The organism is Aliiroseovarius sp. S1123, assembly GCF_023015885.1.
Taxonomy (GTDB): domain Bacteria; phylum Pseudomonadota; class Alphaproteobacteria; order Rhodobacterales; family Rhodobacteraceae; genus Aliiroseovarius.
The window spans coordinates 514,089-529,920 of record NZ_JALKBE010000002.1; the positions used below are offsets into that span (position 1 = coordinate 514,089).

17 protein-coding genes and 1 tRNA gene are annotated in these 15,832 nt (G+C 58.7%); 10 read left to right on the top strand and 8 right to left on the bottom strand.

Annotated features, from left to right (window positions below; translation table 11 throughout):
* Positions 1–63: 63 nt before the first annotated feature.
* From fabG to MWU53_RS05955, 3 genes are all read right to left on the bottom strand, one after another.
* Positions 64–801 carry a 3-oxoacyl-[acyl-carrier-protein] reductase gene (fabG, locus tag MWU53_RS05945; RefSeq protein WP_247091391.1) on the bottom strand — a complete coding sequence of 246 codons (738 nt, stop codon included), beginning with the start codon at positions 799–801 and terminating at the stop codon, positions 64–66.
* 69 nt (positions 802–870) lie between these two features.
* Positions 871–1,812, bottom strand: a complete 942-nt coding sequence (gene fabD, locus MWU53_RS05950) for an ACP S-malonyltransferase (protein ID WP_247091392.1) — start codon at positions 1,810–1,812, stop codon at positions 871–873.
* Positions 1,813–1,901: 89 nt separating this feature from the next.
* Positions 1,902–2,480, bottom strand: coding sequence for a hypothetical protein (locus MWU53_RS05955; RefSeq protein ID WP_247091394.1), 579 nt, complete (start codon positions 2,478–2,480; stop codon positions 1,902–1,904).
* 447 nt (positions 2,481–2,927) lie between these two features.
* On the opposite strand from MWU53_RS05955, the gene rpsF reads away from it, so the two are divergent.
* From rpsF to MWU53_RS05975, 4 genes are all read left to right on the top strand, one after another.
* Positions 2,928–3,284, top strand: a complete 357-nt coding sequence (rpsF, locus tag MWU53_RS05960) for a 30S ribosomal protein S6 (RefSeq protein WP_133486495.1) — start codon at positions 2,928–2,930, stop codon at positions 3,282–3,284.
* Between the two features lie 15 nt (positions 3,285–3,299).
* Complete coding sequence (gene rpsR / locus MWU53_RS05965) at positions 3,300–3,527, top strand: 30S ribosomal protein S18 (RefSeq protein ID WP_005982441.1); 228 nt, start codon at positions 3,300–3,302, stop codon at positions 3,525–3,527.
* A gap of 13 nt (positions 3,528–3,540) precedes the next feature.
* Positions 3,541–4,152, top strand: a complete 612-nt coding sequence (gene rplI / locus MWU53_RS05970) for a 50S ribosomal protein L9 (RefSeq protein ID WP_247091396.1) — start codon at positions 3,541–3,543, stop codon at positions 4,150–4,152.
* Between the two features lie 370 nt (positions 4,153–4,522).
* Positions 4,523–5,011, top strand: a complete 489-nt coding sequence (locus MWU53_RS05975) for a lytic transglycosylase domain-containing protein (protein WP_247091398.1) — start codon at positions 4,523–4,525, stop codon at positions 5,009–5,011.
* A 161-nt stretch (positions 5,012–5,172) separates the two neighbouring features.
* Here MWU53_RS05975 and tig read toward each other — a convergent pair whose 3' ends face one another.
* From tig to MWU53_RS05990, 3 genes are all read right to left on the bottom strand, one after another.
* Positions 5,173–6,504 carry a trigger factor gene (gene tig, locus MWU53_RS05980; RefSeq protein ID WP_247091400.1) on the bottom strand — a complete coding sequence of 444 codons (1,332 nt, stop codon included), beginning with the start codon at positions 6,502–6,504 and terminating at the stop codon, positions 5,173–5,175.
* Positions 6,505–6,526: 22 nt separating this feature from the next.
* Positions 6,527–6,611, bottom strand: a tRNA-Leu gene (locus MWU53_RS05985).
* 169 nt (positions 6,612–6,780) lie between these two features.
* Entirely contained in the window at positions 6,781–8,337 is a 1,557-nt protein-coding gene (locus MWU53_RS05990; RefSeq protein ID WP_247091402.1) for an NAD(P)H-hydrate dehydratase, read from the bottom strand.
* 167 nt (positions 8,338–8,504) lie between these two features.
* On the opposite strand from MWU53_RS05990, the gene MWU53_RS05995 reads away from it, so the two are divergent.
* Both MWU53_RS05995 and glnA read left to right on the top strand, forming a co-directional pair.
* The gene (locus MWU53_RS05995) at positions 8,505–8,843 is read left to right on the top strand and encodes a P-II family nitrogen regulator (protein ID WP_142853208.1); all 339 of its coding nucleotides are present in this window, start codon (positions 8,505–8,507) and stop codon (positions 8,841–8,843) included.
* A gap of 35 nt (positions 8,844–8,878) precedes the next feature.
* Positions 8,879–10,285: a type I glutamate--ammonia ligase gene (glnA, locus tag MWU53_RS06000; RefSeq protein WP_247091404.1), complete on the top strand. Its 1,407-nt coding sequence runs from the start codon at positions 8,879–8,881 to the stop codon at positions 10,283–10,285.
* Between the two features lie 166 nt (positions 10,286–10,451).
* On the opposite strand, the gene MWU53_RS06005 is transcribed toward glnA, so the two are convergent.
* Both MWU53_RS06005 and MWU53_RS06010 read right to left on the bottom strand, forming a co-directional pair.
* Positions 10,452–10,721, bottom strand: coding sequence for a hypothetical protein (locus MWU53_RS06005; RefSeq protein WP_247091406.1), 270 nt, complete (start codon positions 10,719–10,721; stop codon positions 10,452–10,454).
* 146 nt (positions 10,722–10,867) lie between these two features.
* Complete coding sequence (locus tag MWU53_RS06010) at positions 10,868–11,650, bottom strand: DUF3445 domain-containing protein (protein WP_247091407.1); 783 nt, start codon at positions 11,648–11,650, stop codon at positions 10,868–10,870.
* A 236-nt stretch (positions 11,651–11,886) separates the two neighbouring features.
* Between MWU53_RS06010 and MWU53_RS06015 the strand changes: the two genes are divergently transcribed.
* The 4 genes from MWU53_RS06015 (at position 11,887) to MWU53_RS06030 (ending at position 15,767) form a co-directional block, all read left to right on the top strand.
* Positions 11,887–13,101 carry a bifunctional alpha/beta hydrolase/OsmC family protein gene (locus MWU53_RS06015; RefSeq protein ID WP_247091409.1) on the top strand — a complete coding sequence of 405 codons (1,215 nt, stop codon included), beginning with the start codon at positions 11,887–11,889 and terminating at the stop codon, positions 13,099–13,101.
* Positions 13,102–13,192: 91 nt separating this feature from the next.
* The gene (gene alr / locus MWU53_RS06020; RefSeq protein ID WP_247091411.1) at positions 13,193–14,242 is read left to right on the top strand and encodes an alanine racemase; all 1,050 of its coding nucleotides are present in this window, start codon (positions 13,193–13,195) and stop codon (positions 14,240–14,242) included.
* Positions 14,239–15,024: an ABC transporter permease gene (locus tag MWU53_RS06025; protein ID WP_247091413.1), complete on the top strand. Its 786-nt coding sequence runs from the start codon at positions 14,239–14,241 to the stop codon at positions 15,022–15,024. The genes alr and MWU53_RS06025 overlap by 4 nt, the downstream gene beginning before the upstream one ends.
* Positions 15,021–15,767, top strand: a complete 747-nt coding sequence (locus MWU53_RS06030) for an ABC transporter ATP-binding protein (protein ID WP_247091415.1) — start codon at positions 15,021–15,023, stop codon at positions 15,765–15,767. Before MWU53_RS06025 ends, MWU53_RS06030 begins: the two co-directional genes overlap by 4 nt.
* Positions 15,768–15,832: the final 65 nt, after the last annotated feature.

The window sequence follows — 15,832 nt, forward strand, 5'->3', positions numbered from 1 at the left end:
ATAGGCAAACGCTTTCGCGGTGCAAGGGCGCAGACAAAATTTTACTGACCGCGCCCGGCACGTTTACAGCATAGCCATACCACCATTTACGTGGAGCGTCGCGCCGGTGGTATAGCCTGCCTCGTTCGAGGCCAGATACAGCACCGCTGCGGCGATTTCTTCCGGCGCGCCCATGCGGCCAGCAGGAATTTGTGCCAGCGTGCCCGACTTCTGATCATCGGTCAGCTTGTCGGTCATCGCGGTGCCGATAAAGCCCGGCGCGATGCAGTTTGCGGTAATGCCGCGGCTGGCAACTTCGTATGCGATCGACTTGGTCAGACCTACCATACCCGCCTTCGAGGCCGCGTAATTTACCTGGCCGGGGTTGCCCGTCGCACCAACGATGGAACCGATGTTGATGATGCGGCCCCAGCGGGCTTTCATCATCGGGCGCATTACGCCACGGCACAGGCGCATGGTCGAGGTCAGATTCACGTTGATCACGTCGTCCCAATCCTTGTCCGACAGGCGCATAAACAGTTGGTCGCGGGTGATCCCGGCGTTGTTCACCAGAATATCGACACCGCCCATGGCTTCCACGGCCTGCTTGGGCAGCGCGTCGACCGCCTCTCCATCCGACAGGTTGCACGGCAGCACATGGGCGCGCTCGCCCAACTCAGCGGCCAGTGCCTCGAGCGGTTCAACACGGGTACCCGACAGCGCCACTGTGGCGCCAGCGGCGTGCAGCGCCTTGGCGATCGCGCCGCCAATGCCGCCGGATGCTCCGGTCACCAGGGCATTTTTTCCAGTCAGATCAAACATCTGCTTATCCTTTTTCACGTTCCCAGCCGCGCCAGAACTCTGGGCCAACGACCGAATGAATTATTGTGATTAACCGTTCAGCGCTTCTGCAGCGGCCTTGACATCCTCGGGCGATCCAATGGCGCGCGTGGCGACAGATTTGTCGATCCGCTTGATCATACCGGACAGGGCTTTGCCTGCGCCGACCTCCCAGATCTCAGTCACGCCATGCTCGGCCATATATGCCACGCTTTCACGCCAGCGCACCGAACCCGTTACCTGCTCAACCAGAAGCGAGCGGATCAGAGCCGGGTCTGCAACTTCGGCAGCACGTACGTTTGCTACCAGAGGCACCGCAGGGGCGTTCATTTCCACGTGAACCAGCGCCTCGGCCATCACTTCGGCTGCAGGCTGCATCAATGCACAATGGAAAGGCGCACTTACTGGCAGAAGAACCGCACGACGAGCCCCCTTGCCCTTGGCAATCTCGACCGCGCGCTCGACGGCTTCTTTGTGGCCCGACACAACCACCTGCGCCGGATCATTGTCATTGGCCGCCTGACAGATCTGTTCATGGGCAGCCTCGGACGCAACTTCAGTTGCGGTCTCGAAATCCAGCCCTAGCAGCGCAGCCATTGCGCCAACACCTACGGGTACGGCTTCCTGCATGGCTTTCCCACGAGTGCGCAGCAGACGTGCGGTGTCGGCAACCGACAATGCGCCTGCGGCTGCCAGCGCCGAATATTCGCCCAGCGAGTGTCCCGCGACATAAGACGCGGCGTCGATGGAAACCCCTTCGGCCTCCAGCGCGCGCATGGTGGCAAGCGAGGTTGCCATCAACGCAGGCTGTGCATTTTGGGTCAGGGTCAGTTCTTCCTGCTCGCCTTCCCAGATCAGCGCGGACAGCTTTTCGCCAAGCGCCTCATCGACCTCGTCAAATACGGCTTTCGCTGCGGGATAAGCGTCTGCAAGGGCTTTACCCATGCCAATGCTTTGGGCCCCTTGCCCGGGAAATACGAATGCGCGGCTCATGGCCCCTCCTCTTCATGCCTATGGCTTTAGGGAATGGGATACCTTGCGACGAAGCGCTGTGCAAACTGTTTGGAAGGAGTTGCCCCGGATCAGGCGGCCCGGAAGGCGCGGCCACCTGCGCCAAATGATGCCCCGGCACTCCGATGGCTTTCATAGCTGGGGATCATCAACCCTCCGCGATCATCTTTCAGATCACGCAGAAGACGTTCCTGGATCGGGCGCAACAACAACTCGGGTCCTGACAGAATCTCAACTGCAGTCAGGTTCTCGCCGCCGTCGTCCAGCCGCACATACAAGGTCGCCTGACGCGAATTCCCCATTCCGCCATTGCTTTTTCCGCACGACAGCAGCAACCCAGTCACATCCCCAAACGGCACGACTGCCTCTGTCTCGAATTTGTTGTCCGACGTGATCCGCCCGCGACGCACCACCCGGTTGTGAAGATCAACCTGAGTCGACGCAACTTCGGCACCCTGACCGAACAGATACAACAAGCCACCCAAACCGACGAACAAGCAGGTCAGGCCGATCTTCATTGTCAGAAGAACCGTATCATCCACTGCCGGTGTGCTTTGCATGACCCACAGACCGGTCGAAGAAATCGCCAGCGCCACCCCCAGAAAGCGGCTGAATGCCCGCAGTACCAGCCCACCACTGGCCTCCTTCACCTGGTTCGTCAGTGCGTACCCCCAATTTGTTGGAATTAGCAAAACCGGCTGAGAAGATTGGGACATTTCCGTGCCAGACTGCGGTAGCGGTGAGACCATGGTCATGGGATAAGTCTTTCTTGTTTAATAGGCGAATCTGACGTGCAGCAGAGTGTCAGGGCTAATTTACCGCCCAGTTAAGGGCTCTCATCAAACGATCGACTTGAAGTGTGACGGAAGTTGGGCGCCCGCTAGGTGAATGCGAGGCCATAATTTGCACGAACGGTGGTCAATTCACCTTATATAAGCCCGACAACGCGTTTCAAACGCCTTGCGCCACATGGTCAGACGTGTATAAGGCACCGTCCTTTCCGTAAGTGAATGAACCGCGTTGCCTCTCGTGGATGGGTCGCGGAAAGGTTTTGGCCCATTCTTTGAAGCGCGCTTGAAAATAGAACTGGAGTTCACATGCCCCTTTACGAGCATGTCTTCATCTCGCGTCAGGATCTGTCCAACGCGCAGGCTGAGAACCTCATCGAACATTTCGGCACCGTACTGGGTGACAACGGCGGCAAAGTCGTTGACAGCGAGTACTGGGGCGTCAAGACGATGGCCTACAAGATCAACAAGAACCGCAAAGGCCACTATGCCTTCCTGAAAACCGACGCTCCGTCGACGGCTGTTCAGGAAATGGAACGCCTGATGCGCCTGCATGACGACGTTATGCGCGTTCTGACCATCAAGGTCGACGATCACGCCGAAGGCCCGTCTGTTCAAATGCAAAAACGTGACGAACGCGGCGACCGCCGTGGCCGTGACCGTTAATCGGAGGTCTAACTCATGGCAGCTAAACCGTTTTTCCGTCGCCGCAAGGTATGTCCCTTCTCGGGCGACAACGCACCGAAGATCGACTACAAAGACACCCGTCTTCTGCAGCGCTACATCTCTGAGCGTGGCAAAATCGTACCTTCGCGTATCACCGCCGTTTCGGCAAAGAAGCAGCGTGAGCTGGCCCGTGCTATTAAGCGCGCCCGTTTCCTTGCTCTGCTTCCCTACGCCGTTAAGTAAGGGGACCTGATCAATGCAAGTTATCCTTCTGGAACGTGTGGCCAAGCTGGGCCAAATGGGCGACGTCGTTGACGTAAAGCCCGGTTACGCACGCAACTTCCTGCTGCCCCAGGGCAAAGCCCTGTCGGCTTCGGACGCAAACATCGCGTCGTTTGAAGCTCAGAAAGCTCAGCTGGAAGCCCGCAACCTGGAAACCAAGCAAGAAGCAGACGCTCTGGCTGAAAAGCTGGGCGGCGAGCAGTTCATCGTGATTCGCTCGGCTTCGGACGCTGGTGCTCTCTACGGCTCGGTCACCCCGCGTGACGCAGCCGAGGTTGCCACCGAAGCTGGTTTCACCGTCGACAAGAAGCAGATCATCCTGACTGCTCCGATCAAATACCTGGGCCTGCACACCGTCACCGTACGTCTGCACCCGGAAGTCGAAACCGAGATTGCCCTGAACGTGGCACGCTCGGCAGAAGAAGCCGAACTGCAGGCTTCGGGCAAATCGATCCAAGAACTGGCCGCTGAAGCAGAAGCTGAAGCCGAGTTCGAGATCGCCGAGCTGTTCGACGATATCGGTGCTGCTGCATCGGACGACGACGACGCTCCTGCTCAAGCAGAAGAAGCTTCGGAAGAAGAGTAATCTTCTGTCGATACAAGATCAGAAAGGCCGCTCGATTGAGCGGCCTTTTCTTTTTGCCTAATCCGGCTGACGTATAAGGCGTTCGATAGGATTTGCGGTGCGCGTCCTATTCGATCGACAGAGGCCACTCAAGTACCAGCCAGTTTACGTATCGCGGTCTACATAAGCTCGATCTCGCGCGGCATTCCCCCGCCGTTTCAAATAATCCGACTGACCTCCAGCTTTCGGTTTTGGAGTTTGGCCAAGTCATGACGGATCATCGGACGAATAAGCTGCACCCAATCACCCGATATAAACGTGTGACCCAGTATCATGTGAACTTGGACTGCATTGGCTTTCTTGTGGGATCGCCCGCGCTTATACTTCCCGTATGATGCAGATTTCCCGCCGCACCGCCCTCGCCCTTCTGGCCGCAACTGCCCTGACCTCGTGTGGTCGTCGTCGTTCAAGGGCGCGCACGTCGCGCTCAGGCGCTTTTAACCCGCCACTCTATCCCAATGAAACACCCGAGCTGCGCGCTTCGATCAACAAATGGGCCGACCATTACGAAATCCCGCGCGAGTTGGTGCACCGTCAGGCCGTAAGGGAAAGCACACACCGCCCTTGGGCACGCAACGGTCCCTATTGGGGGCTGTTGCAGATCTTGCCCCAAACCGCCCGCACAATGGGACATCGCGGCCCGGCAGAGGAGCTTTTGGACCCCGATGTGAACCTGAAATACGCGGGGAAATACCTTCGCGGGGCCTATATCGTGTCGGGCGGAGACATCGAGCGTGCGATGGGATGGTATGCGCGCGGGTATTATTATGAGGCCAAACGGCTGGGCCTGCTGGTCGAAACCGGGCTGCGGCCGGGATAAGGCTAATGGTGGCTCACTTCGTGAGCCTACAGGGGCTTTGCCCCTCGGCCACTCGATTGTCGAGCGGCCTCACCCCAAGATATTTTTGACAAGAAAATGCGAAACAAACGAAAAAGGCCGCCCCAAACGGAGCGGCCTTTCGAATGTCTGTCAGGTAAGACTTATTCGTCTTCCAGAGCCTCAATGGCTTTCTGCAGATCGTCTTTCGAGACTTCTTTTTCCGAAACCTCGGCCAGTTCAAATACGTAGTCCACAACCTTGTCTTCGAAGATCGGAGCCTGCAGCTGCTGACGCATCTGCGGGTTCTGCTGAACGAATTCAAAGAACTGACGTTCCTGACCCGGATACTGACGGGCTTGGTTCATCACGGCCTGCGTCATCTCGGCGTCGGTAACCTCGATCTCGGCTTTCTGGCCCAGCTCGGCCAGCAGAAGACCAAGGCGCACGCGGCGACCGGCAAGTTTCTTGTGCTCGTCGGTGGCTTCGATTTCCGGGTGGTCGTGGCCTTGCACGTCCGGGTTTTCTTCGTGCCACAGCTGGTGTGCGATCTGGCCAGCTTCTGCGTCCAAGAGCGACGGCGGCAGGTCGAAATCAACCAGCTTGTCCAGCTCGTCCAGCAGGCCACGCTTCATGATAGCGCGGGCAGCGCCAGCAAACTCTGCTTCCAGACGCTCGCTGATCTGCTCTTTCAGAGCGTTCAGGTCTTCGGCACCGAACTTGGTGGCCAGCTCGTCGTTGACCTCGGCAGCGACGGGCTCTTTCACTTCTTTGATGGTGCATTCAAACACGGCGTCTTTGCCAGCCAGGTTCTCGGCGCCATATTCGGCGGGGAAGGTCACGTTGACCTCTTTCTCTTCGCCTGCTTTCACGCCTACCAGCTGCTCTTCAAAGCCCGGAATGAACGAGCCTGAGCCCAGAACCAGCGGGTAGTCTTCTGCAGCGCCACCGTCGAAGGCTTCGCCGTCAACTTTGCCCAGGAAGTCGATGACTACCTGGTCGCCGTCTTTCGACTTGGTGCCTTTTTTGCGGTCTTTGAAGTCCTGAGCGGTCTCGGCCAGGTTGGCCAGCGCTTCGTCAACTTCGCCTTCGCCAGCCTTCACGACCAGCTTCTCAAGCTTGATGCCTTTCAGGTCGACCTCGGGGATCTCGGGAAGGGCTTCATACGACATTTCAATCTCAACGTCGTCGCCTTCTTTCCAGTCCTCGTTGGTCATCTTCACGTCAGGCTGCATGGCCGGACGGTCACCCGAATCTTCGAAGTGCTTGTTCATGGCGCCATCAACAGCTTCCTGCATGGCTTCGCCCATCAGGCGCTGACCAAACTGCTTTTTCAGCAGAGCCATCGGCACTTTGCCTTTGCGGAAGCCTTTCATTTCGACTTCGGGCTGCGCTTCAACCAGCTTTTCGTTGACTTTGGCGTCCAGATCAGCGGCCGGAACCACGATCTTGTAGCCGCGTTTCAGACCTTCGTTCAGGGTCTCGGTGACCTGCATCGTCTCGTCCTTCTTTCAATTTTGGTGCGGGTGGAGGGACTTGAACCCCCACGCCTTGCGGCGCCAGAACCTAAATCTGGTGCGTCTACCAATTTCGCCACACCCGCTAAAACCGAGGACGGCCCGCGTTTTCAGGACGGGGCCGTCCAAATTCGCGCCCTTCTAGCACCAGTGCGCAGCGGATGCGAGAGGAAAAGCGCCCTTATCCGACGGGAGATTGCGCAATTTTTTGCTCTTTCGGCGGGGATACCCGGTCGAGGGTCCAGAATCAGGCGATCACGCCCCCAATTTGCGGAACACGACGGGCAGTTGCTCGGGCAGATCCTCGGCGATTAGACCCGGCCCGAATTCCAGCGCGCATTCCACGTGCAGCCAAGCCCCGGTCTCAGCCGCCTGCATCGGAGAGAAGCCCCGCGCGAGCAGCCCCGTGATGAAGCCCGCCAGCACATCGCCCGATCCAGCAGTGGCCAGCCACGGGGCGGAGCGTTCATAGGCGGCGGAGTTGATCGAGCACGCGCCATCTGGCGCCGCGATCACCGTGTCCGGCCCTTTGAACAGCACCACGCAGCCCGCGCGCGCCGCCGCCTCGCGTGTCGCGTCGACTTTAGAGTAAGCCGGGCCTTTGGTAGCGGGGGCGTTCAGCTTCTCGGCAATGTCGGGGAACAACCGCGCGAATTCACCTGCATGAGGGGTCAGAACGCAGTTCTCGTGCAGCATGTCGAACAGTGCAGACGGATCGTCCTTGAACGCCGTCAGAGCATCCGCATCCAGCACCGTCGCGCGCTTGGCGGCCAAAGCCACCGGCACCAAGTCCCTCGCCCGCTCGACACCCAATCCGGGGCCTAGGCACAGCGCGTTGAGCCGTTCATCCGCAAGCACAGCCTGCAAGGTCTGCGCATCTCCCACCGGAGACAGCATAATAGCCTCCAACCGCGCCGCGTTTTCCTGAAGCGCGCCGGGTGTCGGCGCGACGGTGACAAGCCCTGCCCCGATGCGCAGCGCGCCGCGTGCTGCCAGTCGGGCGGCGCCGCCTTTGCCGGATGGACCGGAGAGAATGAGGGCGTGGCCGTGGGAGAATTTGTTTGTTTGCCCACGCCAAACATCGCCTTTGCTAAGACCAGTTTCCCAATCTGCAAGTTCGATCAGCTCAACCTGAGCGGTCGGATCATCGAACTCTGCCAATCCGATATCCACTACTCGAACCTTCTCAACATCTAGTGTGCGCTCACCTAAGCGATGCCCCACCTTTTCCTTATGAAATGAAACGACAAGATCGCTTGAACAAAAGAATGCACTCCCATTCTCCGCCAGTTCTCGGCCGCTATCCATTTCGATGCCAGATATCGCATCAACTGAGACGATTTTTCCGAGCGGGTGGCTAGCGATGAATTTAGTGAGATCACAGGCATCAAAATCAAGCTGCCGCGTTAGTCCAGTCCCAAAAAGGGCATCAACAACCAAGTCCGAACATCTCCCGGTCCAGCCAGCCAGCACCTGTGAGCTCAGAACCTCACCCAACGCGATCCACCGCTCATAATTCACCCGCGCATCCGGGGGCAGTTTCTCGGCGTCGCCATACAGGAAAACCTCGACCTCCCAGCCCCATTCTTTCAACAGCCGCGCCACGACAAACCCGTCGCCGCCGTTGTTCCCCGGTCCGCACAGCACCACTGCTTTGTGAGAGGTCTTTGCCAGCTCGGGCCATTCCTCGAAAATGGCCTCGACCACGCCCCTGCCCGCGCGCTCCATCAGCTCCAGCCCGGTGACCTCGCCCGACTCGATTGCGGCGGCCTCGATGGCGCGCATTTGGGCAGCGGTTAGCAATTCGGTCATCTCAATCTTCTCACTCTGCTCAAACTTCGCGCGCTCTGCTTAATTTTTAGGCACATGCTTAGATTTTCACACCGCCGCGTGCGCTACCACCACCCTAGCCAATTGCCCCTCGCCAAGGAAAGTGGTCAGTGATGCTCAACACGATGTTTCGAACCGGGGGGCTATCCATGAAAAAGATCGAAGCCATCATCAAGCCGTTTAAGCTGGATGAAGTAAAGGAAGCGCTGCAGGACATTGGCGTGCAGGGCCTGTCGGTGATCGAAGTGAAGGGCTTTGGCCGTCAGAAAGGCCATACCGAGCTGTATCGCGGCGCCGAATATGTGGTCGACTTCCTGCCCAAGGTGAAGATCGAGATCGTTCTGGCCGACGATCAGGTGGATGAAGCCGTCGAAGCCATCATCGAGGCCGCCAAGACCGACAAAATCGGTGACGGCAAGATCTTTGTCAGCCCCGTTGAACAAGCCATTCGCATCCGCACCGGTGAATCCGGTGATGATGCTCTGTAAATCACACGAACATACACGAACCAAAGGAACCTGATATGAGCGCTCAAGACGTACTCAAGCAGATCAAAGATGAAGACATCGCCTATGTCGACATCCGTTTCACCGATGTGCGCGGCAAGCTGCAGCACGTAACCGTGGACTGCGACCTGGTCGACGAAGACTTCCTGGAAGAAGGCTTCATGTTTGACGGCTCGTCGATTGCCGGCTGGAAGTCGATCGAAAGCTCGGACATGAAACTGATGCCCGACACGGACAGCGCCTATGTCGACCCCTTCTATGCAGAGAAAACTCTGTGCATCCACTGCTCGATCGTCGAGCCCGACACCGGCGAAGCCTATGGCCGTGACCCGCGTGGCACTGCTCAGAAAGCCGAAGCTTACCTGAAGGCTTCGGGCATTGGTGACGTGGCTTACATGGGCCCGGAAGCTGAATTCTTCCTGTTCGACGACGTACGTTTCTCGAACACCATGAACAAGGTGTCGTTCGAAGTGGACGCTGTTGACGCAGCTTGGAACAGCGATGCTGAGTACGAGATGGGCAACACCGGCCACCGTCCGGGCGTCAAAGGCGGCTACTTCCCCGTGAACCCGATTGACGACGCACAAGACCTGCGTTCGGAAATGCTGACCACGATGAAGAACATCGGTATGAAAACCGATAAACACCACCACGAGGTGGCCTCGTGTCAGCACGAGCTTGGCCTGATCTTCGACACCCTGACCAAACAGGCTGACGAGCTGCAGAAATACAAGTACATCATCCACAACGTGGCACATGCGTACGGCAAAACTGCAACCTTCATGCCGAAGCCGATCGCTGGCGACAACGGCACCGGCATGCACGTAAACATGTCGATCTGGAAAGACGGCAAGCCGCTCTTTGCTGGCGATAAATACGCTGACTTGTCGCAGGAAGCCCTGTGGTTCATCGGCGGCATCCTGAAGCACGCCAAGACGCTGAACGCTTTCACCAACCCGTCGACCAACTCGTACAAGCGTCTGATCCCGGGCTTTGAAGCCCCCGTTCTGCGCGCCTACTCGGCTTCGAACCGTTCGGGTTGTGTCCGTATTCCGTGGACCGAAAGCCCGAAAGCCAAGCGCGTTGAAGCGCGTTTCCCCGATCCGGCAGCGAACCCCTATCTGTGCTTCGCCGCTCTGCTGATGGCTGGCCTTGACGGCATCAAGAACAAGATCGATCCGGGCCCCGCTCAGGACAAAAACCTGTACGACCTGCCGCCGGAAGAGCTGGAAGGCATCCCGACCGTTTGCGCATCGCTGCGCGAAGCTCTGGATTCCCTGGAAGCCGACAACGACTTCCTGACCGCTGGCGACGTGTTCACCAAAGACCAGATCCAGGGTTACATCAACCTGAAATGGGAAGAGGTCTACGCCTACGAGCACACCCCGCACCCGGTAGAGTACCAGCTGTACTACAGCTGCTAATCCCAGTGACATACATAGAAAAGGGCACCGAGTTCGGTGCCCTTTTTTGTTGGCGCCCTTTTTTGTTGGCAACGCGCCACAATTCACCAAGACAATAAAAAAGGCGCCCAATCAGGCGCCTTCTTCACTTCAGTCTCGCAATACGAAACCCTGATATCATCCAGGATTAGCCGCTTGCCCCAACGCGGTTGTGAGCCGCATTAAACTGACGGTGCCCTTCCTGAACACAATATGCGTCACCTTCGTCCTTCGTCATTCCGGCAGGCACTGCGATCGCTTCATCCCACTGAACTCGATCACGCATATACAACTGGCAGGTTACAACGCCCTTCTCAGTCTTGATCTGTACCGGGTTGCTTTCATAGGCTGACTTATCGACACAGCCCGCCATCACACCGGTCGCTGCAATTGCCATAACCAAAGTAAGCTTCTTCATATTTCTTCCCGCTCCATTTACTCGCATGAATTCTGCCCGTCGGGCATAACTAGCTTTAAGCCACAAAATTTGTCTAAACTATGAAAGCTGGCGCCAAAAATTCATTTCAAGCACGCTCAGCCAATCCAAAACCCTAAAAACATTCATTATTCACCTCCTGGTAGTGAAATACCCAACTCTTTCAGCCTCTGATCTGACAACACATATGAATGGATCGAAAAAACCACCGCCCCCGATCTGGGAAGTCGTTTCATGCACTGCCTCTCGACCCGCAACCAACTGGGACTGTTGTGATCGAAGCATCGACGTTCTTCTTCCCGGCGCGGCTGAAACAGCTCTGGGTCATTGTAAGATAAGTAGTTCGCCCGCCACATCGGACGCCCGGGCTGAATGCCGTCGAACAAACGCTGTACACGTCGGGCGATATCCGGCGTATAGCTATCCACCGGAATGTGTATTTTCACCAGTGATTTCATGAACTTCTGATCAAGTGACCAACTTGCGGGGAAGCAAAGGATGGCCCCGGTCATCACGTGCTCATTGCCGTGTTTCTGCAGGATGACAAAGTCTTCCTGCACCAATGCACCCAATGTTAGAAGCGGCTGCGCGCGGTCCAGCTGAACCAGTCGCCCATCCGGACAGCGCACGGTTTCTCCGTGCACCTCAAAACCGTCCGTATCCGAGATTTCGGCAATCACGTCGGCAAGTAATTCTTCCGCCGCAGCGCGCGCATCTTCGGATAGTCTATGGACCAGTTCCCCGTGGTCCTTCATCAGTGACAGTCTGCGTGTCATCTGCGCGCTATAAGCGTCGTCAATCTGCAGCCACTGTCCCGGTTCGACGGGATTCAACCCCGGAAGCCGTGCCGTTTTAGGGTCCGCCCAAGGCAGAATCGGTAGCTCGTTTTGACAGATTTCAACCATCTGCATCCCCCGCTTGTGACGGCAGGACTGTGCGTGGCAACATCCTGCCACGCAAGCGCAAACTGCGGCCCGCTTCACCTGAACATACGTTTCTTCACCCTTGCGTGAGCTTACCCCTCAGACCCTTGCCCCATCCCCCGAGGCACGCCACCTTCGTCGGACCCATTCATTTCGTCGGACCGGCGCAAGGCTGCTCGCACGCTGCCGGCGCTTTCACGGTACCGATCAGGACAGGAGCGCCCATGCCGACCGAAAAGTTTACCTTCCCCGGACATGCCGGTCACGATCTGGCCGCGCGTCTGGACCTGCCGGACGGTCCACATCTGGCAACGGCGCTGTTTGCGCACTGCTTTACCTGCGGCAAGGATATCGCCGCGGCACGCAGGATCTCTGCACGCCTTGCGGCCCTGGGCATTGCGGTTCTGCGGTTTGACTTTACCGGACTAGGGAACTCGGACGGGATCTTTGAACATACCAACTTCACGTCGAATGTTCAGGATCTCGAAAAAGCAGCCGAGGCCCTGCGTGATCGGGGATATCCGCCTGCTCTTTTGATCGGACACTCGCTGGGGGGGGCCGCGGTGATCAAGGCAGCCTCGCACCTGTCCGACATTCAGGCCGTCGTGACCATCGGGGCGCCAGCCGACCCCTCGCATGTGATCGAAAATTTCGAGCACGCCCTGCCCGACATCAAATCCGATGGCGCTGCCAAGGTCTGTCTGGGCGGCCGTCCCTTTCGCATCGGTGCCGATTTTGTCGAAGATGTGCGCGAAAGTCAGCTGGACGAGGCGCTGAAGTCCCTGAACGCGGCCCTTTTGGTCCTACATGCCCCGCGCGATCAGATCGTATCGATCGACAACGCCGCCACGCTGTTCATGGGGGCCAAGCATCCCAAAAGCTTTATTACGCTGGACGACGCAGACCACTTGATCAGCCGCGCCAGCGACGCAGATTATGTGGCCGAGGTGATCGCCACATGGGCGACGAAATATGTGAACCTATCCCCGCCTGCCCCGCCCCCCGGCGCGCCCGAGGGCATCGTGCGTGTATCCGAAGCTGACCCTCGTGGATTTCTGCAGGACATCCAATCCGGCCCAAAGCATCATACGGTGGCGGATGAACCCCTTGCATACGGCGGCACCAACAAGGGCATGTCGCCCTATGGCTTCCTGTCAGCGGGACTTGGCGCCTGTACCTCGATGACGATCCGCATGTATGCCCGGCGCAAGGGCTGGCCACTGGACCACGTTCGGGTCGAGGTCTGCCACGACAAGGTCCACGCCCAAGACGCCGAAACCGGAGCGAAAAACCGGATCGACACCTTCCGGCGCGAGATCCACCTGACCGGCGAACTCGATGCCGATCAGCGCCAGCGCCTTCTTGAAATCGCCGACCGCTGCCCGGTGCATCGCACCCTTGAAAGCGCCAGCCATATCGAGACCGTATTGGCCGACTGACACAGCACACCGACAGGCGAAATCCGCGTGCAGGCGCTGCGCATCCGCTTTTTACCTTGACCCGGGCCACTGCACCGTCAAAAACGCCTGTATGAGTACGGGCAGACTGACAATTGATCTGGATGCAGTGGTCGCAAACTGGCGGGCGCTGGATGCAAAAAGTGGGGCAGAGGTTCAGACCGCTGCCGTGGTAAAAGCCGACGCCTATGGGCTTGGCGTGGGCAAGGTCGGGCGTGCATTGGCCGCTGCCGGCGCACGACGCTTCTTTGTGGCCGCCGCCGAAGAAGGCGCCGCCCTGCGCGAAGCGCTTGGACCCGGCCCCGAAATCAGCGTCTTCTCAGGCCACATGTCCGGCGATACGGACATGGTCCATGATCTGGGTCTTGTGCCGATGCTGAACTCGGTCGAGCAAGTCACGCGCCATCTGGAAGCCTTGCCTGGCCACCCGTTCGGCATTCAGCTGGACACAGGCATGAACCGTCTGGGGATGGAGCCCGCCGAATGGGCCGCCCTGCGTGACATCCTTCTGCCGCAGAACCCGCGCCTGATCATGAGCCATCTGGCCTGCGCGGATGACCCCGAGCACCCGATGAACCACCAGCAGCTGTCGGCATTCCACGACATGACCGACGGGGTTCAGGTACCGCGCAGCCTTGCGGCCACCGGCGGCATCCTTCTGGGGCCGGACTATCACTTCGATCTGACCCGCCCCGGCATCGGCCTCTATGGCGGCTTCCCGTTCGAGGACGCCCAGACCGTTGTCCACTTGGACCTGCCTGTCATCCAAATCCGCGATGTCGCAGAAGGCGAGACCGTGGGCTATTCGAACACCTGGCGCGCCGAACGCCCGTCCCGCGTGGCGACCGTTGCCGCGGGCTATGCCGATGGTCTGAACCGTCAGCTGTCGAACCAAGCCGTGATGTTTTTCGAAGACACGCCCTGCCCCATTCTGGGCCGCGTCTCGATGGATATGATTGGTGTGGATGTCACCCATCTGCCCGACACGCCGAAAACCCTGACCATGCTCTCTGACCAGCAGACCGTCGATGATCTGGCCGAGATCGCGGGCACCATCGGGTACGAGTTCCTGACGCAGTTGGGCCACCGCTATCACCGCCACTATGCACGGGGCCGCGCATGAATGCCGTGACCAAACCCTTGGCCACCATCGGTCGCGTGACCCTAGGGTTTCTGGCGCTTATCGGGCGCGTGGCGATCTTTGCGGGCCAATCCATCGCCCATATCGTCCGCCCGCCATTCTATCCGCGCGAGTTTCTGACCGCGATCCTGAACATCGGCTATTTCAGCCTGCCCGTTGTCGGCCTGACCGCGATCTTCACCGGCGCGGCGCTGGCCCTGCAGATCTATTCCGGCGGCCAGCGTTTCTCGGCCGAGGCGGTCGTGCCCCAGATTGTCGCCATCGGCATGGTGCGCGAGCTTGGTCCGGTGCTGGTGGGCCTGATGATCGCGGCGCGTGTGACGTCGTCCATTGCCGCCGAAATCGCCACCATGAAAGTGACCGAGCAAATCGACGCGCTCGTCACGCTCTCGACCCACCCGATGAAATACCTGACCGCCCCGCGCGTCTTAGCCGCCACGCTTGTCGTGCCGCTTTTGGTCGGCATCGGAGACGTCATCGGCATCATGGGGGGCTTTCTTGTCGGCACCAAGCAGCTTGGGTTTGCCATCGGTCCTTATCTGAACAACACGTGGAACTTCCTTGAGATGTCCGACATCGTGTCCTCGCTGATCAAGGGCGCGGCGTTCGGCTTTATCGCCGCCGTCATGGGCTGCTATCACGGGATGCGCTCGGGTCGTGGTGCGCAGGGCGTGGGCCGCGCCACCAAAACCTCGGTCGAGGCCGCCGCCGTTCTGATCCTTGCCGCCAATTTCCTTCTCACCAGCTTCTTCTTTGCCACATGATTGAACTTACAAACGTCCATAAAGCCTTTGGCCCAAAACGTGTGTTGGACGGGGTGAACCTGACCATCAACCGCGGCGAAAGCATGGTGATCATCGGTGGCTCCGGCACCGGGAAATCGGTGCTGTTGAAGTGCATTCTGGGCCTGATGGTTCAGGACAGCGGGTCCATCACGTTGGATGGCGAAGATACCTCGAAGGTCGAACGTGACGCCTTTCTGGCGCGTTTCGGTATGCTGTTCCAAGGTGGCGCGCTGTTTGACAGCCTGCCCGTCTGGCAAAACGTCGCCTTCCGCCTTCTGCGCGGATCGCTTGCCAAGCCCAAGGAAGAAGCCCGCGAGATCGCGATCGAGAAACTACGCCGCGTGGGCCTGACCCCCGACGTGGCCGACCTGTTCCCGGCCGAGCTGTCGGGCGGCATGCAAAAACGTGTGGGCCTTGCTCGCGCCATCGCCGCCGAGCCCGAGATCATCTTTTTCGACGAACCCACAACCGGCCTTGATCCCATCATGTCCGGCGTCATCAACGACCTGATCCGCGAGATCGTGGTCGAAATGGGCGCCACCGCCATGACCATCACCCACGACATGTCCTCGGTCCGCGTGATCGCCGACCATGTTGCGATGTTGCACGCAGGCAAGATCCAGTGGACCGGCCCCGTGGGCGATATGGACAACTCGGGCGATCCCTACGTCGCACAGTTCATTTCGGGCAGTGCCGAGGGGCCGATCGAAGCGGTAAGGTAGCGGGTTCAAGCGGGAAGAATTCTACGTTTCTCCCCGGTGTCACCACTTGAGAATTCGATGAAGAG